This is a genomic window from Streptomyces sp. (assembly GCF_036524955.1).
GTDB lineage: Bacteria > Actinomycetota > Actinomycetes > Streptomycetales > Streptomycetaceae > Actinacidiphila.
This window is the reverse complement of sequence record NZ_DATDBG010000318.1, coordinates 1-23,253: the sequence shown is the minus strand read 5'-3', so window position 1 is coordinate 23,253 and position 23,253 is coordinate 1. Positions and strand designations below refer to the sequence as shown.

The window sequence follows — 23,253 nt, the reverse complement described above, 5'->3', positions numbered from 1 at the left end:
AAACGCCTCCGGCCATGAAGCGGGACGCATCTGCCCAGACTCGTCGTCGCGCACCATCGGGCGAGTCAGGCGGTCTTCGAGAGTGGTCGACTTGAAGGCAAACCGACCCTTGTCGCAGTTCCACTCCTCGTTGACCTCGGGGTCGTCGCCGGCCAGCCGGCGCAGGACCTTGCCGCGGCGGTGGTCGGTGCGGATCGCGCAGCCGGAGGCGCAGTGCTCGCAGACCCCCGGGGAGGACACCAGGTCGAAGGGCCGGGAGCGGAAGCGGTACGCCGCGCCGGTCAGGGCACCGACCGGGCAGATCTGCACCGTGTTGCCGGAGAAGTAGGACTGGAAGGGCTCCTTCTCGTAGATGCCCACCTGCTGCAGCGCACCGCGCTCGAGCATCTCGATGAACGGGTCACCGGCGACCTGCGACGAGAAGCGGGTGCAGCGCGCGCACAGCACGCAGCGCTCGCGGTCGAGCAGCACCTGCGAGGAGATGTTGATCGGCTTCGGGTACGTGCGCTTGACGTCCTCGAAGCGCGTCTCGCCGCGGCCGTTGCTCATCGCCTGGTTCTGCAGCGGGCACTCGCCGCCCTTGTCGCAGACCGGGCAGTCCAGCGGGTGGTTGATGAGCAGCAGCTCCATCACACCGCGCTGGGCCTTCGCGGCGACCGGCGAGGTGAGCTGGGTGGAGATCACCATGCCGTCGGTGCAGGTGATCGTGCAGGAGGCGACCGGCTTGCGCTGGCCCTCGATCTCCACGATGCACTGGCGGCAGGCGCCGACCGGGTCGAGCAGCGGGTGGTCGCAGAACCGGGGGACCTCGATGCCGAGCAGCTCGGCGGCCCGGATCACCAGGGTGCCCTTCGGTACGGAGACCGGGATGCCGTCGATGGTGACGGAGATCAGGTCTTCGGGCGGCACCGCGGACCCTCCGGAGGGTGCACCGGTAGTCGTGACGGTCACGCGTTGACCTCCGTAAGGGACGTGGTGGCCCAGGCGGTGGAGCGGGCCGGGTCGAAGGGGCAGCCCTTGCCCTCGATGTGCTCCTCGTACTCCGCGCGGAAGTACTTCAGGGAGGAGAAGATGGGGGCCGCGGCGCCGTCGCCGAGCGCGCAGAAGGACTTGCCGTTGATGTTGTCGGCGATGTCGTTCAGCTTGTCCAGGTCCTCCAGGCGCCCGCCGCCCCCTTCGATGTCCCGCAGCAACTGCACCAGCCAGTAGGTGCCCTCGCGGCACGGCGTGCACTTGCCGCAGGACTCGTGGGCGTAGAACTCGGTCCAGCGGGTGACCGCCCGCACCACGCAGGTGGTCTCGTCGAAGCACTGGAGCGCCTTGGTGCCGAGCATCGATCCGGCGGCGCCGACGCCCTCGTAGTCCAGGGGTACGTCGAGGTGTTCGTCGGTGAACATCGGCGTGGAGGAGCCGCCCGGCGTCCAGAACTTCAGCCGGTGGCCCGGGCGCATCCCGCCGCCGAGGTCGAGGAGCTGCCGCAGGGTGATGCCGAGCGGGCCCTCGTACTGGCCGGGGCGGGCGACGTGGCCGGAGAGCGAGTAGAGCGTGAAGCCCGGGGACTTCTCGCTGCCCATCGCCTTGAACCACTCCTTGCCGCGGTTGAGGATCGCGGGAACCGAGGCGATGGACTCCACGTTGTTCACCACTGTGGGGCAGGCGTACAGGCCCTCGACGGCGGGGAACGGCGGCCGGAGCCGGGGCTGGCCGCGGCGGCCCTCCAGCGAGTCCAGCAGCGCCGTCTCCTCACCGCAGATGTACGCGCCGGCGCCGGCGTGCACGGTGACCTCCAGGTCGAAGCCGCTGCCCTGGATGTCCTTGCCGAGGTAGCCCGCCGCGTACGCCTCCCGCACGGCCTCGTGCAGCCGGCGCAGCACCGGGACGACCTCGCCGCGCAGGTAGATGAAGGCGTGGTGGGAGCGGATCGCCCAGCAGGCGATCACGATGCCCTCGATGAGGGAGTGCGGGTTGGCGTAGAGCAGCGGCATGTCCTTGCAGGTGCCCGGCTCGGACTCGTCGGCGTTGACCACCAGGTAGTGCGGTTTGCCGTCGCCCTGCGGGATGAACTGCCACTTCATGCCGGTGGGGAAGCCTGCGCCGCCGCGCCCGCGCAGGCCGGAGTCCTTGACGTACGCGATCACGTCGTCGGGGGCCATCGCCAGGGCCTTGCGCAGCCCCTGGTAGCCCTCGTGCCTGCGGTAGGTCTCCAGCGTCCAGGACTGCGGGTCGTCCCAGAACTCCGACAGCACGGGCGCGAGCAGCTTCTCCGCCGGTTCCACGGTCATCACTCGCCCTCCTCCTCGGTGGTGCGGTCGGCGTCCGGGGCGGACTGGCTGGTGGGCAGGGGCGCGTCGTGCGAGCCGGGGTGCGCGGCCGGGGTGTCGTGGATCCCGGCCTCGTCCCGCGGCGACTCGGCGCGCTGCGGGACGACCCGGGGCGCCGGCACATCGCCGCGGTGCAGCCGCAGGCCGGCCAGCGAGGCGGGGCCCGCGCCGCCGCCCGCCTCGACGGCGCCCTCGCGCTCGTCGGGGAAGCCGGCCAGGATGCGCGCGGTCTCCTTGTACGTGCACAGGGGGGCGCCGCGGGTGGGGCGGACCTCGCGGCCGGCGATCAGGTCGTCGACCAGCTGCCGGGCGGACTGCGGGGTCTGGTTGTCGAAGAACTCCCAGTTGACCATCACGACCGGGGCGAAGTCGCAGGCCGCGTTGCACTCGATGTGTTCGAGGGTGACCTTGCCGTCCGCGGTGGTCTCGTCGTTGCCGACCCCGAGGTGCTGCTTGAGGTCGTCGAAGATCGCGTCGCCGCCCATCACCGCGCAGAGCGTGTTGGTGCAGACCCCGACCTGGTAGTCGCCGGAGGGCTTGCGGCGGTACATGGTGTAGAAGGTCGCGACCGCGGTGACCTCGGCCGTGGTGAGCTCCAGCATTTCGGCGCAGAACCGGATTCCGGTCCTGGAGACGTACCCCTCCTCGGACTGCACCAGGTGCAGCAGCGGCAGCAGCGCGCTGCGCGATCCGGGGTAGCGGTCGATCACCTCCCGGGCGTCGGCCTCCAGCCGGGCCCTGACGTCGGCCGGGAAGTCGGGCGCGGGCATCGCGGGGACGCCGAGGGAGACTTCGGTGCTCATCGGTCGACACCTCCCATCACAGGGTCGATGGACGCGACCGCGACGATGACGTCGGCGACCTGGCCGCCCTCGCACATCGCCGCCATGGTCTGCAGGTTGGTGAAGGAGGGGTCGCGGAAGTGGACCCGGTACGGGCGGGTGCCGCCGTCGCTGACCACGTGCACGCCCAGTTCGCCCTTGGCGGACTCCACGGCCGTGTAGGCCTGTCCCGGCGGGACCCGGAAGCCCTCGGTGACCAGCTTGAAGTGGTGGATCAGGGCCTCCATCGAGGTGCCCATGATCTTCTTGATGTGGTCCAGGGAGTTGCCCAGGCCGTCCGGGCCGAGCGCGAGCTGCGCGGGCCAGGCGATCTTGCGGTCCTCGACCATCACCGGGCCCGGCGCCAGCCGGTCCAGGCACTGCTCCACGATCCGCAGGCTCTGGTGCATCTCCTCCAGGCGGACCCGGAAGCGGCCGTAGGAGTCGCAGGTGTCGGTGGTCGGCACCTCGAAGTCGTAGGTCTCGTAACCGCAGTACGGGTCGGACTTGCGCAGGTCGTGCGGGAGTCCGGCGGCCCGCAGGATCGGCCCGGTGGCGCCGAGCGCCATGCACCCGGCCAGGTCCAGGTAGCCGACCTCCTGCATGCGGCCCTTGAAGATCGGGTTGCCGGTGGCGAGCTTGTCGTACTCCGGCAGGTTCTTGCGGAACGTCTTCACGAACTCCCGCACCTGGTCCACCGCACCGGGCGGCAGGTCCTGCGCGAGACCGCCGACGCGTACGTACGCGTGGTTCATCCGCAGGCCGGTGATCAGCTCGAAGATGTCCAGGATCAGTTCGCGGTCACGGAACCCGTAGATCATGATCGTGGTGGCGCCGAGCTCCATGCCGCCGGTGGCGATGGCCACCAGGTGCGAGGAGATCCGGTTGAGCTCCATCAGCAGCACGCGGATGACGGTGGCCCGGTCCGGCACCTGGTCGGTGATGCCGAGCAGCTTCTCCACGGCCAGGCAGTACGCGGTCTCGTTGAACATCGGCGTCAGGTAGTCCATGCGCGTCACGAACGTGGACCCCTGCACCCACGTCCGGAACTCCATGTTCTTCTCGATGCCGGTGTGCAGGTAGCCGATGCCGGAGCGGGCCTCGGTGACCGTCTCGCCGTCGATCTCCAGGATGAGGCGGAGCACGCCGTGGGTGGACGGGTGCTGCGGGCCCATGTTGACGATGATCCGCTCGTCGTCGGCCCTGGCGACCGTCTTGGCCAGCTCGTCCCAGTCGCCGCCGGTGACGGTGAAGACCCGCCCCTCGGTGGTCTCCCGCTCCGCTGCCTGCGTGGGTGCGTGTGGTGTGCTCATTAGCTGTACGACCTCCGCTGGTCGGGAGCCGGGATCTGCGCGCCCTTGTACTCGATGGGGATGCCACCGAGCGGGTAGTCCTTGCGCTGCGGGTGGCCCGGCCAGTCGTCCGGCATCATGATCCGGGTGAGCGCCGGGTGGCCGTCGAAGACGATGCCGAAGAAGTCGTAGGTCTCCCGCTCGTGCCAGTCGTTGGTCGGGTAGACCGGGACCAGCGAGGGGATGTGCGGGTCGGCGTCGGGGGCGCTGACTTCCAGGCGGATCAGCCGGGTGTGGGTGATCGACCGCAGGTGGTACACGGCGTGCAGTTCGCGGCCCTGGTCGCCGGGGTAGTGCACGCCGCTGACGCCGGTGCACAGCTCGAAGCGGAGCGCGGGGTCGTCGCGCAGCGTCCGGGCGACGGCCGGCAGGTGCTCGCGGGCGATGTGGAAGGTGAGTTCGCCGCGGTCCACGACGGTCTTCTCGATCGCCTCGGCGGGCGGCAGGCCCTGCTCCTCCAGCGCGCCCTCGAGTTCGTCGGCGATCTCGTCGAACGGTCCGCCGTACGGCCGGGAGCTGGCGCCGGGCAGCCGGACGGTACGGACCAGGCCGCCGTAACCGGAGGTGTCGCCGCCGTTGTTCGCGCCGAACATGCCCTTGCGGACGCCGATCACCTCGCCGGCCTCGTCACGCTGACCCGGAAGGTTGGTGCCCTGCTCGCTCACCGCTTCACCCTCTTCGCTTCTCCGCCCGCTCGGCACGAAGGCACGGCTCCCGTCCCCGCCTGCGGCCCGGCGGCCTCGCGTACGTCACTCACCGCAGAAGCCCCTTCATCTCGATCGTGGGGAGCGCGTTGCGGGCCGCTTCCTCGGCCTCGCGTGCGGCTTCCTCGCGGTTGACGCCGAGCTTTCCGTGCTGGATCTTCTCGTGCAGCTTGAGGATCGCGTCGAGCAGCATCTCCGGCCGCGGCGGGCAGCCGGGCAGGTAGATGTCGACCGGCACGATGTGGTCGACGCCCTGCACGATCGCGTAGTTGTTGAACATCCCGCCGCTGGAGGCGCACACCCCCATCGAGATGACCCACTTGGGGTTCGGCATCTGGTCGTAGACCTGCCGCAGCACCGGCGCCATCTTCTGGCTCACCCGGCCCGCGACGATCATCAGGTCCGCCTGCCGCGGCGAGCCGCGGAAGACCTCCATGCCGAACCGGGCCATGTCGTACCGTCCGGCGCCGGTGGTCATCATCTCGATGGCGCAGCAGGCCAGTCCGAACGTGGCCGGGAAGACGGACGCCTTACGCACCCACCCCGCCGCGGTCTCGACCGTGGTGAGCAGGAATCCGCTCGGCAGTTTCTCTTCGATACCCATGGGTTGGCTCCTGGTCCCCTCGGTCCGCTAGTCCCATTCCAGGCCGCCGCGTCGCCACACGTACGCGTAGGCGACGAAGACGGTGAGCACGAAGAGGAGCATCTCGACGAGCCCGAACATCCCCAGGGCGTCGAAGGAGACGGCCCAGGGATAGAGGAAGACGATCTCGATGTCGAAGACGATGAAGAGCATCGCCGTCAGGTAGTACTTGATCGGGAAGCGGCCCCCGCCGGCCGGCTGCGGAGTGGGCTCGATGCCGCACTCGTACGCTTCCAGCTTGGCCCGGTTGTACCGCTTCGGCCCGATGATCGAGGCCATGAAAACGGAGAAGATCGCGAAGCCGGCCGCGATGCCTCCCAGCACGAGGATGGGCGCGTAGGCGTTCACCGTCCCCCGCTCCTTTCAGTCGACAGTGACTGATGTACAGACCGCGACCCGAGGTGTGTCCCGCGTCACGGATCGTCGCCGTTCAGGGCGAAGATCGCGTCCATGTGAGGCAGTTCACAAGCCCAAGCCGCCTGCATCCTATGCCTCCCGGTCTGTGATCTGCGACACGGGGTGGAACTTGATCTTTGTGATCTCCACCACCCGGCGATCGATCATCTCGTCGGATGAGCGTCGACCAGGCGGCGGATGCGCCACAAACGATCACCTCCCGTCGCAATCGTGGGCGTTGTGGCTGGTCAGCGCGGTACGTGCATTATCAAGCGACTACCCGGCGAAGCAAATTGGTGTTGGACGCATCACCGTGGTAGCGCGACCCCGTCCCGGTCGGGTGAGGCGCGGAACCCAGAAATGACGCGCGTGAACGCGTGCACGAGCGCATATGTAACCGATCTGGCGAAAACAGATCAAAGCGGTCGGCGGGCAAGATCGCGAAACGGTCAATCGGCCCGCGAGGGCGCCAACTGTGGCGCATCACACTTTTGTTGAACGGAACCATCCGTTCCTGATAGCCAGGAACCCATGTCCCCGAACAAGCCCCGGACACAGTTCTCCGATACGCATACTTATGCCCATACGCGCCGCCGACGGCATGCGGCTCCCGGCCACCCCAGGTGGGTGCGCCAGGCCGGACTCGTCGGCGGTGTCCTCGGCGCGTTCGCACTCAGCGGCGCGGCTGCTCCGGCCATGGCCGACAGCGCGTCCTCCTCCGCACCGGCTCCTGCGGCGGCTCCGGCCGCACCGGTCGCCGGAATCACCGCCGTCCCGCTCTCCACCGCGGCCACCGCCCTCCAGGCCGCCGACGCGATCGAGCAGGACGCGATCGTCGCGTCGCTGGCGGCGGCCGAGCAGCAGGCCGCGGACGAGGCCGCCAAGGCCGCAGCGGCGGCCAGGAAGGCGGAATTGGCCAAGGCCGCCGCGGCCAGGGCGGCCAGTGAGCGCGCGGCTGCCGCGCGGGCCGCCGCTTCCCGGTCCGCCGAGCGCGCGCGCCTGGCGACGGTCACCACGTCCGCCTCTTCCGGCTCTTCCGGCGCTTCCGCCTCCACCACCCCGGCGGCGAGCGCGGCCCCCGCCTCGTCGAGCAAGGTCGACAGCCTCATCGCCTTCCTCAAGTCCCAGGTGGGCAAGCCGTATGTGTACGGCGCGACGGGCCCCGGCGCGTACGACTGCTCCGGCCTCACCCAGGCCGCCTTCGCCTCGGTCGGCGTCACCCTCCCGCGGACCTCGCAGGAGCAGTCCTCGACCGGCGCTTCCGTCTCGATCGGCTCCCTCCAGCCCGGCGACCTCGTCTTCTGGGGCGGCCGGGGCAGCGCGTTCCACGTGGGCGTCTACATCGGCGACGGCCAGTACCTGGACGCGGCCAATTCGTCGACGCCGGTGGGCGTTCACCAGATGTCCTCCTACATGCCCGACGGGGCGGCCCGGCTCCTCTGAGACCGGGCCGGCGCCTGGCCCTCTCCGGCACTCCGGGAGCGCTGGGCGTCCCGGGCCCGGTTCCCCGCGCCCGCAGGGGCGCGGGGAACCGCTCGACCAGCCCCCACCGGCCTCCGGTCGCCAGCCCGCCGCCGCGGCCACGCGGCGCTCCCGGCCTCCCGCCGCAGCGCGGCCCGCCTACGCGTCCGGGTCCGACGGCCGGGTCGGCGGCGGCGTCCGTCGCACCCTCCCCGCCGACCAGCCCGCACAGGCGGGCTCAGGCGCATTCGGGCCGCTCGGGACGGCAGCCCGAGGAACTCAAGGAAGCGGGCCGCGTCCGCCGGACCCCGTCGTGGATCGCACGTCCGCGGTGGTCGCCCGGAGCTTGCATCCGGCCCGCATCGGTCAGATCGGTGTCGATGTCCCGCCGGGAACCGGTCCCACTGCCGTGGCACTGGCACGGTGTGCCTCACGGGCAACCCGCTGCCTGCCACTCACTACCCGAGCCATCCGTCACTCTGAGCACATCGCTCACCAAGAGCCGCACTGGCACCGCCCGGGGCGTCACTTGCCGCGCGCCGATTGGGTCACCGGGGCATCCTGGGGGTGCCGCCGGGGCGTGCCGGGATGCCGTGACGCACCCCGCATCCGACGGAACGTCACATTCCTTTAACTTGCGGGCAATTAACGCATTTCACGTTTATCGGTATGGTTCGGACAAGGTCCTCCGGGGCCGGACCTGTCCCTCACTCATGGCGCGTGCCTCTTCAGGCACTCCACCATTTCCACGCCCGAGTCCCCCGGAACCGGTCACCGTCGCCCGTGCCGTAGTGAGCGCGGTCGACGCCGCGCCTCAGTCGTGTTCCGTCATGCCGGAAAGCAAGACGCCCCTCCCAAAGGAATGCGTGATGACGACAGTGAACGAACCCATACCCTTCGCCGGGCCTTTCGCCGGGGCGGGTCAGCTCGCGGAGAAGCCGGTGGGGACGGCGCCCGCCGTCGCCACCGAGGACTCGCCGCTGTCGTCGATCTACTGCCCCGTCATCGCCGCGATCCATCCGCAGGCGGGCGAACTGAACGAGGCGACCCTGGCCTGGGTCCGAGACCGAGGGCTGATCGCCGACCCGGCACGGCTCCGGCATCTGGAACGGCAGGCCCCGGGCCTGCTGGCGGCCCGCGTCGTACCGCGCGCGGACATGGAGCGGCTGCTGGCGTTCGCCGACTTCCACACCTGGCTGTTCGCCTTCGACGACGAGTACTGCGACGAGGACTCGCCCTCGGCACTGCCGCCCGGCGCCTGGATGGCCTTCCTCGCCCGCATGCTGCGGCAGGCGGAGACGCCGACCCGTACCGTACTGAAGGGCAACGCCTACGCCGACGCTCTGCACGACATCGCGACCCGCCTCGACCGGTGGTGCACCGGTGAGCAGAAGGCCCGCTGGACGGCGGCGCTGCGTACGTACTTCGCCGCGCTGGTCTGGGAGCGGCAGACCCGCCTGGACGGCGAGCACGGCGTACGCCAGTCCCTCGACGACTACGTGCTGCTGCGGCTGCAGAACGGAGCCATGCACTCCAGCATCGCCCTGCTCGACGCCACGGAGGGCTACGTCCTCCCGGCCGAGCAGCGCGAGCGGCCCGAGGTGCGCGCCCTCATCGAGATGACGGCGACGCTGGTCTCCTGGGACAACGACATCTTCTCGTGGTCCAAGGAGCGGGAGCGGGGCTCGGCGGCCGAGCAGAACCTGCTGGACGTGCTCGCCACGGACGCGCCGGCCGTACCGTCGGGGACGGGCCACGAGGAGGCCCTGCGCCAGGCGGTCGCACTGCGCAACGGGGTGATGGACATGTTCCTGCGCGTCAGCGAGGGCATCACCCCGACCGCGAACCCCGAACTCCTGCGCTTCATCGCGTCCCTCGGCCAGTGGGTGCGGGCCAACCTGGACTTCAGCCTCACCACCGCCCGCTACGTCGACCCCTCCAGATCTGTGAACCCCGCCGCGTGGGAGCAGCGCCGCGACGCCACCCACACCGCGAACCCGCTGGCGTTCGAAGCCCTCTCCTGGTGGGGCGCCCTGTGACCGCCCACCCCGCCTGACCGCACGTCGATGTCTTCGCGCGCAACGCACGGCCGCACCCGTGCCGCCGCGCGTGAGTACCGTCGCCCGTATGAAGCTGCCCCCGCCCGAGGCCCGCCGCCGGTTCACCGCATCACCCGTCGCCCGCCTGGCCACCTCCACCGCTGACGGCCGGCCCCATATCGTCCCGGTGACCTTCGCCGCCGACGGCGACCTCCTCTTCTTCGCCGTCGACCACAAACCGAAGTCCACCGGGGACCTCCGCCGGCTCCGCAACATCCGCGCCAACCCGCGGGTCGCCCTCCTCGCCGACCACTACGCCCCCGACTGGACCACCCTCTGGTGGGCCCGCGCCGACGGCCACGCCGAGATCCGCGAAGCCGACGACCGCCTCACCGCCCTCCCGCTGCTCCGACAGAAGTACGAGCAGTACGCCCGGCAGCCCCCCGCAGGCCCGGTCGTCGCGGTCCACGTCCACACATGGACCGGCTGGTCGTACGCCGAGCCCGCGCCCCGCTGAACCGTGCCCCGCCACACCGCCCTCCGCCGTCGTGGCCGCAGCCGGCGCACGTCAAGGCCGTTGCCCTCCGAGTGAGCCTCCGCCCGTCCCCCTGCCCTACTGTCTGGTCACAAGGGACCGAAGCGGCTCAGGCGACGGTAATGCCGCGGTGACCCGCCCATGAGCGGGCAGCCGTCGCCATGGCTCCGAGCCAGGACGCATCGGGCTTGCGCTCCGCGAACTGCTGCTGCATCCGGAGGGTGGCCGCCGCGAACGCGTCGATCGCTTGCGGGTCCGCTTCCTTCCAGGCCGGGCAGTCAGAGACGCAGTGGGCCCTTGAGGCTCGCCCCCGCCACCCGCCCCGCAGGGTCGCCGGGTGGCGGGGGGCGTTCGAACCGCTACGCCCGCGGAGTGATCTTCGTGAGGCCGTTGATGACGCGGTCCATCGCGTCACCCCCCGTGGGGTCCGTCAGGTTGGCCAGCAGCTTCAGCGCGAAGCGCATCAGCATGGGGTGGGTGAGGCCGCGCTGGGAGCAGAGTTGGAGGACCTTGGGGTTGCCGATGAGTTTCACGAAGGCGCGGCCGAGGGTGTAGTAGCCGCCGTAGGTGTCCTTGAGGACGCGCGGGTAGCGGGCGAGGGCGAGTTCGCGGGCGTACGGGGTGGGGCGGGCGTGCGCCTGGGTGATGACGTCCGCGGCGAGCTGGCCGGACTCCATGGCGTAGGCGATGCCCTCGCCGTTGAAGGGGTTGACCAGGCCGCCGGCGTCGCCGACGAGGAGGAGGCCGCGGGTGTAGTGCGGCTGGCGGTTGAAGGCCATGGGGAGGGCGGCGCCGCGGATGGGCTGGGTCATGTTCTCCGGGGTGAAGCCCCAGTCCTCGGGCATGGAGCCGACCCACGCCTTGAGCACCTCGCGCCAGTCGAGTTCGCGGAAGGCGGCGGAGGAGTTGAGGATGCCCAGGCCCACGTTGGACGTGCCGTCGCCCAGGCCGAAGATCCAGCCGTAGCCGGGGAGTTGGCGCGGCTGCGGGCCGCGCCGGTCCCACAGTTCGAGCCAGGACTCCAGGTAGTCGTCCTCGTGCCGCGGCGAGGTGAAGTACGTTCGGACCGCGACGCCCATCGGCCGGTCCTCACGGCGGTGCAGCCCCATCGCCAGCGACAGCCGGGTGGAGTTGCCGTCGGCGGCCACCACCAGTGGGGCGTGGAAGGCGACCGGCACCTTCTCCTCGCCGAGCTTCGCCTCGACACCGGTGATCCGGCCGGTGCCCTCGTCGGTGATCGGCGCGCCGACGTTGCAGCGCTCGTACAGCCGGGCGCCCGCCTTCACGGCCTGCTGCGCGAGCAGTTCGTCGAAGTCCTCGCGCCTGCGGACCAGGCCGTAGTCCGGGTACGCCGCCAGCTCCGGCCAGTCCAGCGTGAGGCGGGTGCCGCCGCTGATGATCCGCAGCCCCTTGTTGCGCAGCCAGCCCGCTTCCTCGGAGATGTCGATGCCCATCGAGACGAGCTGCTTGGTGGCGCGCGGCGTGAGGCCGTCCCCGCACACCTTCTCGCGCGGGAACGCGGTCTTCTCCAGCAGCAGGACGTCGAGGCCCGCCTTGGCCAGGTAGTACGCGGTCGTCGAACCGGCGGGCCCGGCGCCGACGACGATCACATCGGCGCTGCGCTCGGACAGGGCGGTGTCGGTCACGGTGGGCTCTCCCGTTTCGGCGAGGGGGTGCGAGGGGTGGTGCCGGTGGTGCTGCCTGGTGGTACGTGTGCTGCCTGCTCGGGGCCGGGCGCCCCGGGGAACGACCGGTACGGCAGCACGGCTTGTGCCGAGTCTATGAGGCGCCCGCCGACCGGTCACAGGTGACGTGGCGGCTTCCTGCCCGGCCGCTCCGGTTGCACGATACCGAGCGGCCGGCAGGCCGCGGGCCGCAAAGCCGCAGGGCCCCTGAACCGCCCAGCCGCACGCCGGGTCACGAGCCGCAGGGGCCACCGGGACCGCGCGGCCCCGACCTCGACGCCCGGCCCCCACGCCCGCTCAGCCCTCCGCGGGAGCCGCCTTCGTCCCCCTGTGCAACGCCACGATCCCCCCCGTCAGGTTGCGCCACGCGACCCCCGACCAGCCCGCGGTCTGCAGGCGTGCGGCCAGTGCGCGTTGGTCGGGCCACGCGCGGATGGACTCGGCGAGATAGACGTAGGCGTCCGGGTTGCTGCTGACCGCGGTGGCGACCGGGGGGAGGGCGCGCATCAGGTACTCCGTGTAGACGGTGCGGAAGGGGCGGTAGGTGGGGTGGCTGAACTCGCAGATCAGCAGGCGCCCGCCCGGTTTGACCACGCGTCGCATCTCGCGCAGTGCCGCGTCCGTGTCGTGGACGTTGCGCAGGGCGAAGGAGATGGTGACCGCGTCGAACGCCTCGTCGGCGAAGGGGAGGCGGGTCGCGTCGCCCGCGGTGAGCGGCAGTCGGGGGTGGCGCTTCTTGCCCTCGCGCAGCATGCCGAGGGAGAAGTCGCACGGTACGACCACCGCTCCGGCCTCGGCGAACGGGAGCGAGGACGTACCCGTGCCCGCCCCCAGGTCCAGTACGCGCTCACCCGCTCGTACGTCCAGCGCCTGCGCCACGGCCCGCCGCCAGAGCCTGGCCTGTCCCAGCGAGAGGACGTCGTTGGTGAGGTCGTAGTTCGCCGCGACACCGTCGAACATCGCGGCGACGTCCTGCGGTTGCTTGTCCAGGGAGGCTCGGGTCACGGCGCCCACCCTACGCCCGGCGGTACACCAGCCTCCCGGCGAGGACCGTCGCCACGCACGTACCGGCCCCGCGGGCGGCGACCTCGGCCGGCGGCACGTCGAACGCGGCGAGGTCCGCCCGCCCGCCGACCACCAGCGGTGCGTGCACCGCGCCTTCCAGGTCGCGGCCCGTGACGAAGGGGTCGAGGTCGGGACCGGGCGGCGGGCCGGTGGGGTCGCCGGCCGGGGCGGCGGGGAGCAGGACCAGCCCGACGCGCGTCACGGCGTCCCGTACGACCGGGTCGCCGCCCGCGATCACTACAGCCGTCGTACCGTGCCGCAGCATCCGCTGGACCCCGCGCCGTACGCTGCCCGCCCGGCGCGCGGCGTCCATCGGCAGCGCGTCGAACCGCTCCCCGGACAGCGGCGCGTCACCGAGGACGTCGGCCTCGCGGGGGTCGGGGTGGTAGCAGCGGGTCAGCAGCCAGGTGCCGTGCGGCTGGCGCAGCCCCGGCGTCAGTACGCCCGGCCACCGCCGCGTCCGGGCGGCCGGGTGCGCGGCGGCCAGCTCCTCGTACGGCCCGACACCGGCGACCGCCCGCCCGTCGACGAGCACCGCGCCGCCCGGGACCGGCGGCCGGCCGCCGCACGGCAGCAGCAGACCGGCGGTGTGCAGGGTCAGCACGGCTCAGCGCGCGTCGAGCAGCTTCAGCTCGGGGTGTGCCGTCCCGCCCGCGATCGCCGTCGAGGACAGGTGCGAGACGACGTGGTCGTTGACCGGGTCGTTCGCCGGGTCGTCGTGGACGACGAGGTGTTCGTAGGTGGTGGCGCGCTGGGCCGGGACGCGGCCAGCCGCGCGGATGAGGTGGATCAGCTCCATGCGGTTGGAGCGGTGTTTGGCGCCGGCCGAGGAGACCACGTTCTCCTCCAGCATCACCGAGCCGAGGTCGTCCGCGCCGTAGTGCAGCGAGAGCTGGCCGACCTCCTTGCCGGTGGTGAGCCAGGAGCCCTGGATGTGGGCGACGTTGTCGAGGAAGAGCCGGGCGATGGCGATCATCCGCAGGTACTCGAAGAGGGTGGCCTGCGTCTGGCCCTTCAGGTGGTTGTTCTCGGGCTGGTAGGTGTACGGGATGAAGGCCCGGAAGCCGCCGGTGCGGTCCTGCACGTCCCGGATCATCCGCAGGTGTTCGATCCGCTCGGCGTTGGTCTCGCCGGTGCCCATCAGCATGGTGGAGGTGGACTCGACACCGAGGCGGTGCGCGGTCTCCATGATCTCCAGCCAGCGTTCGCCGGACTCCTTGAGCGGGGCGATCGCCTTGCGGGGCCGCTCGGGCAGCAACTCGGCGCCGGCGCCGGCGAAGGAGTCGAGCCCGGCGGCGTGGATGCGGCGGATCGCCTCCTCCGCGGTGACCCCGGAGATCCGCGACATGTGCTCGACCTCGGACGCGCCGAGGGAGTGGATCACGAGCTGCGGGAACTCCTTCTTGATCGCGGCGAAGTGCTCCTCGTAGTACTCCACGCCGTAGTCGGGGTGGTGCCCGCCCTGGAACATGATCTGCGTGCCGCCCAGCTCGACGGTCTCGGCGCACCGCCGCAGGATGTCGTCGAGCCCGCGGGTCCAGCCTTTCGCCTCGTCCTTGGGCGCCGCGTAGAACGCGCAGAACTTGCACGCCGTCACACAGACGTTCGTGTAGTTGATGTTCCGCTCGATGATGTACGTGGCGATGTGCTCGGTGCCGGCGTACCGGCGGCGGCGGACCGCGTCGGCGGCGGCGCCGAGCGCGTGCAGCGGGGCGCTCCGGTAGAGGTCGAGCGCCTCCTCCGGGGTGATCCGGCCGCCCTGGGCGGCGCGGTCGAGGACGGCTGCGAGGTCGCTCACGCTCACCGGGGAAGTCACCGGGGCAGTCCCTTCGGAGGGGTCGGGGTCGGACCAGGCCAGCGTACGCCAGGGGTCGCGTGGTGCGAGGGCGCCTTGCGCCGTACCCGTGGCCGCGCGCGCCCGGCCGCTCCTGACATGCGCGTGCGCCGCGGCGGACGTCGCTGCTGACCGCCGCGGCGCACCGCGAACCGTAGCCGGGCCGGCCGTACCCACTGCTGACGTACGTACGCGGCACCTACGCGCTGAGGTGTGTACTCGGCCTGTACGGAACCTCGGCCCCGAGAAGAAGCGGGCTCAGCCGCTGATGCCCTTGGCGAGCTGCTCGTCCGCCTGCTGGAACGCGTCGGCCGCGGCCTCCAGGAACTTGCCCATGCCGTCCAGACCCTCGATGGTCTTGGTGGCACCGGTATTGAACTCGCTGTAGGACTGGTCGAAGGCCTTGGAGGAACGGTCCGTCACGTAACCGCCGTTGACCAGATCCTGCACGAACTTGTGCAGCGTGTTGAGCTTCTCGGTGATCTCGGCCTGGCCCGTACGCAGCTTGGTGGCCGCGTCCCGCATGTCCTGGTACGTAACGTTCACATTAGCCATAGCGGCTTAACCTCTCGTCCAACGTGCCGCAGGGCCGACCCCCGTGGCTCCTGAGTCGCAGATTGATGCGATGGTCTGCTGGTGCTTCAACCTACAGGGGAGGACGTGACGCGTGCAGCCTCCGGTTCCCGGCAGCGGAAGGTGGGCGTGACGGTGCCGAAGAAGGCCAAGAAGGCGAAGAGTTCGCCGGCCGGGTCGTGTACGGAGGCGCCGGCGGCCATCGGCGCCGGCCTTCTCGGGCGGCCGGAAGGCAGCCGGAGGACGGGCCCGCCGGTGCGCTCCTCAGAGGAGGGTGACGCGGGCGGTGGGGGGGAAGCCGACGCGGTGGGCGAATTCGGCGATGCCGGTGAGCTGGTCGGGGCCGAGGGAGAAGTCGAGGGTGGTGAAATAGCGGCGCAACAGGTCCTCGTCGAAGGATTCCCAGCGGGCGGCCTGTTCGGCGACCTTGGCGACCTCTTCGAGAGAGAGGTCGCGGGAGGCGAGGAAGGCGCGGTGGACGTCGTGGACGGCGGCCGGGTGGGCGGCGAGGTAGTCGCGGCGGACGGCCCAGACGGCGAAGACGAAGGGGAGGCCGGTCCACTCCTTCCACATCTGGCCGAGGTCGTGGACGGCCAGACCCAGGCGGGGGGCGTCGTGGAGGGAGGCGCGCAGAGCGGCGTCACCGATCAGCACGGCGGCCTGCGCCTCCTGCATCATCGCGGCGAGGTCCGGCGGGCAGCGGTAGTAGTCGGGCGTGACGCCGTAACGCTCGGTGAGCAGCAGTTCGGCGAGGCGGACGGACGTACGGCTGGTGGAGCCCAGGGCGACGCGCTCGCCGTCGAGGCGGTCCAGGGGGAGCTGGCTGACGATCACGCAGGACATCACCGGGCCGTCGCAGCCGACCGCGATGTCGGGGAGGGCGACCAGTTGGTCGGCGTGTCGCAGGTACTCCATGAGGGTGACCGGGCCGATGTCCAGGTCGCCCTCGACAAGCTGGGCGCTGAGCTTCTCCGGGGTGTCCTTGGTCAGCTCCACGTCGAGCAGGGCGCCGGTTCTGGCCAGGCCCCAGTAGAGGGGGACGCAGTTCAGGAACTGGATATGGCCCACCCGGGGTCGGGTCGGGCCCCTGCCGTCGTCACGCGCAGATGTGTCCATGCTCGCGGACGCTACTCCCCGCGGGGAGCGATCACGGTGAGGGGGTGCCCGGCCGGTGTGCCGGTCGGGTGCCCGGTCCCGAGCGGCCGGGTACCCGCCTCAGCCCCCCGCCTCCCCCGCCGCGGCTCCCTCGGATACCCGCACCGCCGCCCCGGGGGTGTGCGGACCGCCGGCAGGCGCCCCGCCGGGCGCCCCCCGCGACACGCAAAAACGGATCTTGGCGCTCTTCCCCGGCCGAGACCCACCATGCTACGCTCATCGCAAGTTGCAGTTTGGTTTCCCTTGCAGTACAGAGCCTGCGGAGCATGTAACCCGCAGGCTTTTGTAGTTTTCAGACTTCGCAGTTGCAGGTTCTGGAGCAGGGCAACCCTTTGGGCCCAAGGAGGGCTTTATGGCTACCGGAACCGTGAAGTGGTTCAACGCTGAAAAGGGCTTCGGCTTCATCGCCCAGGACGGCGGCGGCCCGGATGTCTTCGTCCACTACTCCGCGATCAACGCCTCCGGCTTCCGCTCCCTCGAGGAGAACCAGCCGGTGACCTTCGACGTCACGCAGGGCCCGAAGGGTCCTCAGGCGGAGAACGTCACCCCGAACTAGTCCTCTCTAGTCCGGAAACGGCGCGACCGCGCCTGGAACCTGCAGTACCAAGGGGCCCCGCACGTGAAAGTGCGGGGCCCCTGCCTTGTCTCCCGGGGTCGGGGAAACGCCTCGGAGTCACGTTCGGGGTGCGTTCCTCCGCATACTCGGAACGCGCCGCCCCAGAAATCCCTTCAGCGCTGCTTTCGGCACCCCTTCTCGAACCGCTGTCGAGAAAGTCCCGTACCACCGCGCGGTCAGGCAGGCGCGGCTCGGGCACGCTTGGTACGGGAGGACCCCGGCACGTGTCTCGTACGGCGCGGCGTCCTTGGCCGGTCTTCCTGCTCTCCCCCTGCCTTCGGCGGGAGGTGCCCACCACCCTCCGCGGGCGGCCTCGTCCCTCGGCCTCCCACTCCAGGACCTCGGGCGTCAGCCCTCCGTACCGGCGCAGCAGGTAGGACCAGAGGTCAGGCCGTGTGCGGCTCGCCCTCGCGGGGCGCGGCCGTCTCCTCGCGGACCGCCGTGTGCCCCGCGTCGTCCGCCTCGTCCTCCTGGCTCGCGCTGGCCGCCAGGCTCCGGCGCGTGCGCTCCACCCGGTGGGACACCGTGAGCGCGGCCTGCTCGCGGGCGCCCCGCAGCAGCACCCAGCTCAGCGGCGCCGACACGACGAGGGCGAGCAGCGCGACCCACAGGTAGTTGGAGTCACCGAGCCCGGCCGGCAGGACGCGCAGCCGGACCAGTCCCCAGATGACGCCGAAGCTGGAGACGATGAGGCCGAAGCGCAGTGCGGTGTAACGGAGCATGGTCCCAGTGAAGCACGCCTGGAAATGGATCTTCCGGGCGCCCCGGGACCGGCGGGCACAACAGTCGGCAGCCGGGACAGCCGCACCCTCAGAGCGTCAGCAGCATGATCACGTCGTCCCGGTCGTCCCCCGGCGCCACCCGGATCGCCGACGGCACCCGCCCGACCTCCTTGTACCCGCACCGCCCGTAGAAGAGTTCGGCGCCGGTGCCGCCCCGGCAGACCAGCCGGATCGCCTCGATGCCGTGGAAGCCGCGGGCCGCCTGCTCCACCGCGGCCATCAGCGTGCGGCCGCACCCTCTGCCCTGGTGAGCGGGGTGCACCATGACCGCGTGCAGCCGGAGCCAGTGGGTCTTCAGCCGGTGGCTGTTGTACGCGAGGAAGGCGCTCGCCGCGATCCGGCCGTCCTCGTCGCGCCCGACGAGCAACCGCTGCTGCCCCGTCCCGACCGCGGCGAGGGAGCACTCCAGCTCCGGCCGGACGTCCTCGGGGGTGACGGGCGGGACGAAGCTGACGGCCCCGCCCTCGTTGGACACGTCGGTCCACAGCTCGAGGAGGCCGTCCGTCAACTCGGCGTCGATCACCGGGTCGAGCTCGCAGGTAAGGGACATGCCCGCATCGTAGCCATTACGTTCCGGGGGCGGGCACGCGGGTCCGCACACCCGCACCACCGCGGCCGTCACGCCCGCGCGCCGGCCCCCGTCACGCCCGCGTCCTCAGACCCGCATCGGCTGCGGCGACTCCCGCCGCGAGGCGTCCGGCCCCGGGTACTCGCGGATGATCTCGTACCGGGTGTTCCGCTCCACCGGCCGGAAGCCCGCGTCGCGGATCAGGTCCAGGAGGTCGTCCCGGGTCAGCTTGTTGGGGGTGCCGTAGTCGTCCGCGTCGTGGGTGATCTTGTACTCCACGACCGAGCCGTCCATGTCGTCCGCGCCGTGGTTGAGGGCCAGTTGCGCGGTGGCCAGGCCGTGCATGACCCAGAACACCTTCACGTGCGGCACGTTGTCGAACAGCAGCCGGGAGACGGCGAAGGTCTTCAGCGCCTCCGCACCGGTCGCCATCGTGGTACGCGCCTGAAGGGTGTTACGGACCTTGCCGTCCTTCATGTCCACGAAGTCGTGCTGGTAGCGCAACGGGATGAAGACGTGGAACCCGCCGGTCTCGTCCTGGAGTTCCCGCAGCCGCAGCACGTGGTCCACGCGGTGCCGGGGCTCCTCGATGTGGCCGTAGAGCATGGTCGACGGCGTCTTGAGGCCCTTGGAGTGCGCCAGCCGGTGGATCCGCGACCAGTCCTCCCAGTGGGTGCGGTGGTCCACGATGTGCTGCCGGACCTCCCAGTCGAAGATCTCCGCGCCGCCGCCGGTCAGCGACTCCAGGCCGGCGTCGATCAGCTCGTCCAGGATGTCGGAGGCGGACAGGCCGGAGATGGTCTCGAAGTGGTGGATCTCGGTGGCGGTGAACGCCTTGAGCGACACCTGCGGCAGCGCCTCCTTGAGCGCCTTCAGCGAACGCGGGTAGTAGCGCCAGGGCAGCGTCGGGTGCAGGCCGTTGACGATGTGCAGTTCGGTGAGGTTCTCCCCCTCCATCGCCTTGGCCAGCCGGACGGCCTCCTCGATCCGCATGGTGTACGCGTCCTTCTCGCCCGGCTTGCGCTGGAACGAGCAGTACGCGCACGACGCGGTGCACACGTTCGTCATGTTCAGGTGCCGGTTGACGTTGAAGTGGACGACGTCACCGTTCTTGCGGGTACGCACGTGATGGGCCAGGCCGCCCAGCCACGCGAGGTCGTCGGACTCGTAGAGGGCGATGCCGTCCTCCCGGGTCAGCCGCTCCCCCGCGAAGACCTTCTCCTCCAGCTCCCGCTTGAGCCCAGCGTCCATGTGCCGCTCCTTCATCTGCCGAACCGACCACCGAATCGACCCGCTCCGACCCTACGCCCTAGCTGCTGCCCGGCAGCTCCCCCACCCGGTTCTCCCACTTGGTGGAGAGCACGATGGTGGTACGGGTCCGCGCCACGCCCTTCGTACCGGACAGCCGGCGGATGGTGTGCTCCAGGCCGTCCACGTCCCCGACCCGCACCTTGAGCATGTACGAGTCGTCGCCCGCGATGAACCAGCAGTCCTCGATCTCGCCCAGGTCGCGCAGTCGCCGGGCCACGTCCTCGTGGTCGGCGGCGTCGGAGAGCTGGAGGCCGACCAGCGCGGTCACGCCGAGGCCGAGGGCGGCGGGGGCCACGGTCGCGCGGTAGCCGGTGATCACGCCGGCCTGTTCGAGACGGTTGATGCGGTCGGTGACGCTCGGGCCCGAAAGGCCCACGAGCCGGCCCAGCTCCGCGTACGACGCGCGCCCGTTCTCGCGCAACGCCTGAATGAGCTGCCTGTCCACCGCGTCCATCAGTATGGACCCTCCCGTTCGTCCCGCGACTGCGCTGTCTGGACGAGAATCTAAGGCATAGACGGGTTCTTGCCCTGCACATCTACCCTTCGGATGGAGATGCAGGCCCGTCCTCGGGGGCCTGACCGGGGCTCTGACCCCCGATTCCGCCACTGCCCCGGCCACCCCCGAGCTCGCCCTCCCACCGCCGGTAGAGCTTGTGCGGGACGCCTGCCGCGTCCAGCGCCCGCCCGGCCACGAAGTCCACCAGATCCTGGATGTGGGTGGCGCCCGCGTAGAAGGCGGGCGAGGCGGGCAGGACGACGGCGCCCGCGTCGTCGAGGGTGACCAGATGCCGCAGCGTCTGGCCGTTCAGCGGGGACTCGCGCACCGCGACCACCAGCGGGCGGCGTTCCTTGAGCGTGACGCCGGCGACCCGTTGCAGCAGATCCTTGGAGAGGCCGAGGGCGACCCCCGCCACGCAGGCCGTGCTCGCCGGCACGACCAGCATGCCCTGGGCGGGATACGAGCCGGAGGACGGCCCGGCCGCGAGGTCGCCCGCGGGCCAGTACCGTACGTCCGACAGGTCGAGCAGGCCGGGCTCGAAGGCGTCGGGGGTGCCGTCGGCGCCGCGGGCCAGCCAGCGGGCCAGGTCCTCGCGCCAGTGCGCGTCACGGAACGGGGCGCCCGTCTCGTCCAGCAGGGTCAGCCGGGCGGCCCGGCTGACCACCAGGTCCACCGGCTCGCCCGCGTGCAGCAGGGCGCGCAGCACCGCGGCGGCGTACGGCGTGCCCGAGGCACCGGACACACCCACCACCCAGGGACTCCGCCGTGTTCCATTCGCTGTCACGCCGTCGAGCGTAACCGGACCGGGAAGAAACCGGCGGAACGGGAACCGCGGGGGCGGTCGGCGGCGTTCTTCCCTGTGGAGGGGCGCTGGACCGCAGGGGGGATTCGGTGACGTACGGACAGACCGAGGGGCGTGCCGTGAGGCCGCGGACGGAGCTGGCGGAAAGACTGCGCGCTCCGCTGAGCGCCGGCGGGCGGGTGACGGCGGCGGCAGCGCTGATGGCCGCGTGGGTCGCGCTGCTGTGGGTGCTGGAAGCCGTCGACGTGGTCGCCGGGCACAGTCTCGACCGTTTCGGCATCGCGCCGCGCGAGGGCGGCGAACTGCTGGACATCGTGCCGTCCGCGTTCATCCACTTCGGTTTCGGCCATGTGGCCTCCAACAGCGTGCCGTTGCTGGTCCTCGGGTTCATCGCCGCACTGCGCGGCACAGGCCGCTTCCTCGCGGTGGCCTGCACCGTCGTCGTCATCGGCGGGCTCGGCGTCTGGCTGGTCGCGCCCGCGCACACCAACACCGCCGGGGCCTCCGGGCTGGTCTTCGGCCTCTTCGGCTACCTGCTGATACGCGGCTTCGTGGACCGGCGCGCACTGGACATCGTGGTCGGACTGATCGTCGGCGCGCTCTACGGCTCCATCCTGTGGGGCGTGCTGCCGACCGCGACCGGTGTGTCCTGGCAGGGCCACCTCTTCGGACTGATCGGCGGCGTGGCCGCCGCGTTCCTCTTCCGGGAACGCCCCGCCACCGTCTCCTCCGGGTACTGACCGGGCGCCGACGGCGTACCGGCCGGGCGCTCGACCGCGCCCGGCAGCCGCCCCGGAAACCCCCGCGAAGTCACAGGCACCACACAGCTACCCTTAACGAGCTCTCAGTAGCTCTTCACCAATTGTCCGCAGCGTCCAAGGAGTTCGTCATCATCACCAAGCGCAAGAACCTCGCTGCGGTCGGGGTGGTGGCTCTCATAGCCGCCGGTTCCACCGCCTGCGGGACGGCCCAGGCCACACCCCAGGCCACGGTCGAGAACGCGTTGACCAAGCTCAGCGACCAGAAGTCGCTCACCATGGGTCTGTCCTTCGACGCCACCGCGGACCAGATCTACTCCGCCCTGCAGGACCAGGACGACTTCACCAAGGCCGACGCCACGATGCTCGCCTCCCTGCGGGCACAGCTGGCCGTCAGCTCCGAGAAGAAGTTCGGCCTGGTCAAGTCCGCCGACCAGGCGGGCGCGTTCGCCTTCCGGTTCTCCGACGACAAGAGCGGCGAGAAGAACCTCGTCGAGGTCGTCTCGGTGGACAAGAAGCTCTACCTGCGCGCCGACATCAAGGGCATTCAGAAGCTGGACACCGGCTCCGGCAGCTCCTCCGACGCCGCCGAGCTGAACGAGTTCCTGGCCCAGGCCGACCAACTGCCGTCCTCGCTCGCGTCGGTGAAGGCCGCGCTCAAGGGCGAATGGATCGTCATCGACCCCAAGGCGTTCGCCGAGTTCGCCAAGTCCTTCGGCGGCAGGATGGCCGGGTCCGAGAACTCGCCGTTCTCCGCGCTGACCGGCGACACCGGGCTGGACGCCAAGACGCAGGCGGGCATCGCGGCGGCGCTGAAGAAGGCACTCGCGGACAACGCCACGTACAAGAAACTCGACGACCGTGACGGCGCCGACCACGTACAGGTCAGCGTCCCCGCCCAGCAGTTCGCCAAGGAGCTCCAGACCTCGCTGACCCCGGTCCTCAAGGGGATCCCCAGCTTCGAGGCGGCCGACCTGAACGGCCTCAGCGACGTGCCGAACCGTACGATCTCGGTCGACCTCGGGGTCAAGGGCGGCAATGTCTCCAGCGTCACCTTCGACGTCGCGCAGTTCGACGACACGATCGGCGGCAAGCTGCCGTTGACGCTGACCCTGGACCGCGGGACCAAGAGCATCTCCGCCCCCGAGGGCGCACTGCAGCTCAACCCGCAGGACCTGATCGGCATGTTCATGGCCGACATGCCCGGATCGAGCGACGACGCGGCGTTCGACGACTCCGCGTTCGACGACGCGGGCTTCGATCCCGCGTCGGCCGGCACCTCCGGCCTCGGCAGCTGAGGCGTCCGGCGACCGGGCCGCCCGTTCCGTGAGCC

Annotated in this window: 24 protein-coding genes; 6 read left to right on the top strand and 18 right to left on the bottom strand. The window is 70.8% G+C overall.

What is annotated here, in order from left to right; all coding sequences use genetic code 11:
- The 7 genes from VIW71_RS25270 to VIW71_RS25240 all read right to left on the bottom strand — a co-directional run.
- Positions 1 to 951: 2Fe-2S iron-sulfur cluster-binding protein (locus VIW71_RS25270; RefSeq protein ID WP_331624939.1), on the bottom strand; the 951-nt coding region annotated here is incomplete at its 3' end.
- Complete coding sequence (gene nuoF / locus VIW71_RS25265) at positions 948 to 2,282, bottom strand: NADH-quinone oxidoreductase subunit NuoF (protein ID WP_331624938.1); 1,335 nt, start codon at positions 2,280 to 2,282, stop codon at positions 948 to 950. The genes VIW71_RS25270 and nuoF, both read right to left, overlap by 4 nt.
- Positions 2,282 to 3,124 carry an NADH-quinone oxidoreductase subunit NuoE gene (gene nuoE, locus VIW71_RS25260; protein WP_331624937.1) on the bottom strand — a complete coding sequence of 281 codons (843 nt, stop codon included), beginning with the start codon at positions 3,122 to 3,124 and terminating at the stop codon, positions 2,282 to 2,284. The genes nuoF and nuoE overlap by 1 nt, the downstream gene beginning before the upstream one ends.
- On the bottom strand, positions 3,121 to 4,455 hold the full coding sequence (locus tag VIW71_RS25255; protein ID WP_331624936.1) for an NADH-quinone oxidoreductase subunit D: 1,335 nt from the start codon (positions 4,453 to 4,455) through the stop codon (positions 3,121 to 3,123). The genes nuoE and VIW71_RS25255 overlap by 4 nt, the downstream gene beginning before the upstream one ends.
- A complete protein-coding gene (locus VIW71_RS25250) occupies positions 4,455 to 5,195 on the bottom strand; it encodes an NADH-quinone oxidoreductase subunit C (protein WP_414720841.1) in 741 nt (246 codons plus the stop codon). Before VIW71_RS25250 ends, VIW71_RS25255 begins: the two co-directional genes overlap by 1 nt.
- A gap of 52 nt (positions 5,196 to 5,247) precedes the next feature.
- A complete protein-coding gene (locus tag VIW71_RS25245) occupies positions 5,248 to 5,802 on the bottom strand; it encodes a NuoB/complex I 20 kDa subunit family protein (RefSeq protein ID WP_331624934.1) in 555 nt (184 codons plus the stop codon).
- A 27-nt stretch (positions 5,803 to 5,829) separates the two neighbouring features.
- Entirely contained in the window at positions 5,830 to 6,189 is a 360-nt protein-coding gene (locus VIW71_RS25240; protein WP_331624933.1) for an NADH-quinone oxidoreductase subunit A, read from the bottom strand.
- A gap of 675 nt (positions 6,190 to 6,864) precedes the next feature.
- Here VIW71_RS25240 and VIW71_RS25235 point away from each other — a divergent pair.
- The 3 genes from VIW71_RS25235 to VIW71_RS25225 all read left to right on the top strand — a co-directional run bounded on the left by VIW71_RS25235 (position 6,865) and on the right by VIW71_RS25225 (position 10,254).
- Positions 6,865 to 7,680: a C40 family peptidase gene (locus tag VIW71_RS25235; protein WP_331624932.1), complete on the top strand. Its 816-nt coding sequence runs from the start codon at positions 6,865 to 6,867 to the stop codon at positions 7,678 to 7,680.
- Between the two features lie 887 nt (positions 7,681 to 8,567).
- The gene (locus VIW71_RS25230) at positions 8,568 to 9,737 is read left to right on the top strand and encodes a terpene synthase family protein (RefSeq protein WP_331624931.1); all 1,170 of its coding nucleotides are present in this window, start codon (positions 8,568 to 8,570) and stop codon (positions 9,735 to 9,737) included.
- Between the two features lie 88 nt (positions 9,738 to 9,825).
- On the top strand, positions 9,826 to 10,254 hold the full coding sequence (locus VIW71_RS25225; RefSeq protein ID WP_331624930.1) for a TIGR03668 family PPOX class F420-dependent oxidoreductase: 429 nt from the start codon (positions 9,826 to 9,828) through the stop codon (positions 10,252 to 10,254).
- 377 nt (positions 10,255 to 10,631) lie between these two features.
- On the opposite strand, the gene VIW71_RS25220 is transcribed toward VIW71_RS25225, so the two are convergent.
- The 6 genes from VIW71_RS25220 to VIW71_RS25195 form a co-directional block, all read right to left on the bottom strand.
- Positions 10,632 to 11,918: a geranylgeranyl reductase family protein gene (locus VIW71_RS25220; RefSeq protein ID WP_331624929.1), complete on the bottom strand. Its 1,287-nt coding sequence runs from the start codon at positions 11,916 to 11,918 to the stop codon at positions 10,632 to 10,634.
- Positions 11,919 to 12,254: 336 nt separating this feature from the next.
- On the bottom strand, positions 12,255 to 12,962 hold the full coding sequence (locus VIW71_RS25215) for a demethylmenaquinone methyltransferase (RefSeq protein WP_331624928.1): 708 nt from the start codon (positions 12,960 to 12,962) through the stop codon (positions 12,255 to 12,257).
- 10 nt (positions 12,963 to 12,972) lie between these two features.
- On the bottom strand, positions 12,973 to 13,626 hold the full coding sequence (locus VIW71_RS25210; protein WP_331624927.1) for an imidazolonepropionase-like domain-containing protein: 654 nt from the start codon (positions 13,624 to 13,626) through the stop codon (positions 12,973 to 12,975).
- Positions 13,627 to 13,629: 3 nt separating this feature from the next.
- Positions 13,630 to 14,826 carry a cyclic dehypoxanthinyl futalosine synthase gene (gene mqnC, locus VIW71_RS25205; protein WP_331624942.1) on the bottom strand — a complete coding sequence of 399 codons (1,197 nt, stop codon included), beginning with the start codon at positions 14,824 to 14,826 and terminating at the stop codon, positions 13,630 to 13,632.
- A gap of 288 nt (positions 14,827 to 15,114) precedes the next feature.
- Positions 15,115 to 15,411 (bottom strand): WXG100 family type VII secretion target, encoded by a 297-nt coding sequence (locus tag VIW71_RS25200; RefSeq protein ID WP_331624926.1) that lies wholly within the window; start codon positions 15,409 to 15,411, stop codon positions 15,115 to 15,117.
- A 282-nt stretch (positions 15,412 to 15,693) separates the two neighbouring features.
- The gene (locus tag VIW71_RS25195) at positions 15,694 to 16,545 is read right to left on the bottom strand and encodes a menaquinone biosynthetic enzyme MqnA/MqnD family protein (RefSeq protein WP_331624925.1); all 852 of its coding nucleotides are present in this window, start codon (positions 16,543 to 16,545) and stop codon (positions 15,694 to 15,696) included.
- 391 nt (positions 16,546 to 16,936) lie between these two features.
- Here VIW71_RS25195 and VIW71_RS25190 point away from each other — a divergent pair, with 391 nt between their 5' ends.
- On the top strand, positions 16,937 to 17,140 hold the full coding sequence (locus VIW71_RS25190; RefSeq protein ID WP_033177709.1) for a cold-shock protein: 204 nt from the start codon (positions 16,937 to 16,939) through the stop codon (positions 17,138 to 17,140).
- Positions 17,141 to 17,586: 446 nt separating this feature from the next.
- Here VIW71_RS25190 and VIW71_RS25185 read toward each other — a convergent pair whose 3' ends face one another.
- The 5 genes from VIW71_RS25185 to VIW71_RS25165 form a co-directional block, all read right to left on the bottom strand.
- The gene (locus tag VIW71_RS25185; RefSeq protein WP_331624924.1) at positions 17,587 to 17,922 is read right to left on the bottom strand and encodes a DUF4229 domain-containing protein; all 336 of its coding nucleotides are present in this window, start codon (positions 17,920 to 17,922) and stop codon (positions 17,587 to 17,589) included.
- 88 nt (positions 17,923 to 18,010) lie between these two features.
- Entirely contained in the window at positions 18,011 to 18,532 is a 522-nt protein-coding gene (locus tag VIW71_RS25180; protein ID WP_331624923.1) for a GNAT family N-acetyltransferase, read from the bottom strand.
- A 105-nt stretch (positions 18,533 to 18,637) separates the two neighbouring features.
- The gene (mqnE, locus tag VIW71_RS25175; RefSeq protein WP_331624921.1) at positions 18,638 to 19,801 is read right to left on the bottom strand and encodes an aminofutalosine synthase MqnE; all 1,164 of its coding nucleotides are present in this window, start codon (positions 19,799 to 19,801) and stop codon (positions 18,638 to 18,640) included.
- 58 nt (positions 19,802 to 19,859) lie between these two features.
- Entirely contained in the window at positions 19,860 to 20,315 is a 456-nt protein-coding gene (locus VIW71_RS25170) for an Lrp/AsnC family transcriptional regulator (RefSeq protein WP_331624920.1), read from the bottom strand.
- An 82-nt stretch (positions 20,316 to 20,397) separates the two neighbouring features.
- Positions 20,398 to 21,144, bottom strand: coding sequence for a UbiX family flavin prenyltransferase (locus tag VIW71_RS25165; protein ID WP_331624919.1), 747 nt, complete (start codon positions 21,142 to 21,144; stop codon positions 20,398 to 20,400).
- 218 nt (positions 21,145 to 21,362) lie between these two features.
- Between VIW71_RS25165 and VIW71_RS25160 the strand changes: the two genes are divergently transcribed.
- Both VIW71_RS25160 and VIW71_RS25155 read left to right on the top strand, forming a co-directional pair.
- The gene (locus VIW71_RS25160; protein WP_331624941.1) at positions 21,363 to 21,902 is read left to right on the top strand and encodes a rhomboid family intramembrane serine protease; all 540 of its coding nucleotides are present in this window, start codon (positions 21,363 to 21,365) and stop codon (positions 21,900 to 21,902) included.
- A 122-nt stretch (positions 21,903 to 22,024) separates the two neighbouring features.
- Positions 22,025 to 23,218, top strand: a complete 1,194-nt coding sequence (locus VIW71_RS25155; RefSeq protein ID WP_331624918.1) for a hypothetical protein — start codon at positions 22,025 to 22,027, stop codon at positions 23,216 to 23,218.
- The last annotated feature ends 35 nt before the right edge of the window (positions 23,219 to 23,253 follow it).

What these genes read in the sequence shown, in the direction of transcription:
- VIW71_RS25230 (WP_331624931.1), top strand. Translation starts at nt 8,568, where the DNA reads ATGACGACAGTGAACGAACCCATACCCTTCGCCGGGCCTTTCGCCGGG.
- VIW71_RS25185 (WP_331624924.1), bottom strand. Translation starts at nt 17,922, where the DNA reads ATGCTCCGTTACACCGCACTGCGCTTCGGCCTCATCGTCTCCAGCTTC.
- nuoE (WP_331624937.1), bottom strand. Translation starts at nt 3,124, where the DNA reads ATGAGCACCGAAGTCTCCCTCGGCGTCCCCGCGATGCCCGCGCCCGAC.
- mqnE (WP_331624921.1), bottom strand. Translation starts at nt 19,801, where the DNA reads ATGGACGCTGGGCTCAAGCGGGAGCTGGAGGAGAAGGTCTTCGCGGGG.
- VIW71_RS25180 (WP_331624923.1), bottom strand. Translation starts at nt 18,532, where the DNA reads ATGTCCCTTACCTGCGAGCTCGACCCGGTGATCGACGCCGAGTTGACG.
- nuoF (WP_331624938.1), bottom strand. Translation starts at nt 2,282, where the DNA reads ATGACCGTGGAACCGGCGGAGAAGCTGCTCGCGCCCGTGCTGTCGGAG.
- VIW71_RS25200 (WP_331624926.1), bottom strand. Translation starts at nt 15,411, where the DNA reads ATGGCTAATGTGAACGTTACGTACCAGGACATGCGGGACGCGGCCACC.
- VIW71_RS25245 (WP_331624934.1), bottom strand. Translation starts at nt 5,802, where the DNA reads ATGGGTATCGAAGAGAAACTGCCGAGCGGATTCCTGCTCACCACGGTC.
- VIW71_RS25195 (WP_331624925.1), bottom strand. Translation starts at nt 16,545, where the DNA reads ATGGACACATCTGCGCGTGACGACGGCAGGGGCCCGACCCGACCCCGG.
- VIW71_RS25190 (WP_033177709.1), top strand. Translation starts at nt 16,937, where the DNA reads ATGGCTACCGGAACCGTGAAGTGGTTCAACGCTGAAAAGGGCTTCGGC.
- VIW71_RS25225 (WP_331624930.1), top strand. Translation starts at nt 9,826, where the DNA reads ATGAAGCTGCCCCCGCCCGAGGCCCGCCGCCGGTTCACCGCATCACCC.
- VIW71_RS25160 (WP_331624941.1), top strand. Translation starts at nt 21,363, where the DNA reads ATGGCCGCGTGGGTCGCGCTGCTGTGGGTGCTGGAAGCCGTCGACGTG.
- VIW71_RS25170 (WP_331624920.1), bottom strand. Translation starts at nt 20,315, where the DNA reads ATGGACGCGGTGGACAGGCAGCTCATTCAGGCGTTGCGCGAGAACGGG.
- VIW71_RS25255 (WP_331624936.1), bottom strand. Translation starts at nt 4,455, where the DNA reads ATGAGCACACCACACGCACCCACGCAGGCAGCGGAGCGGGAGACCACC.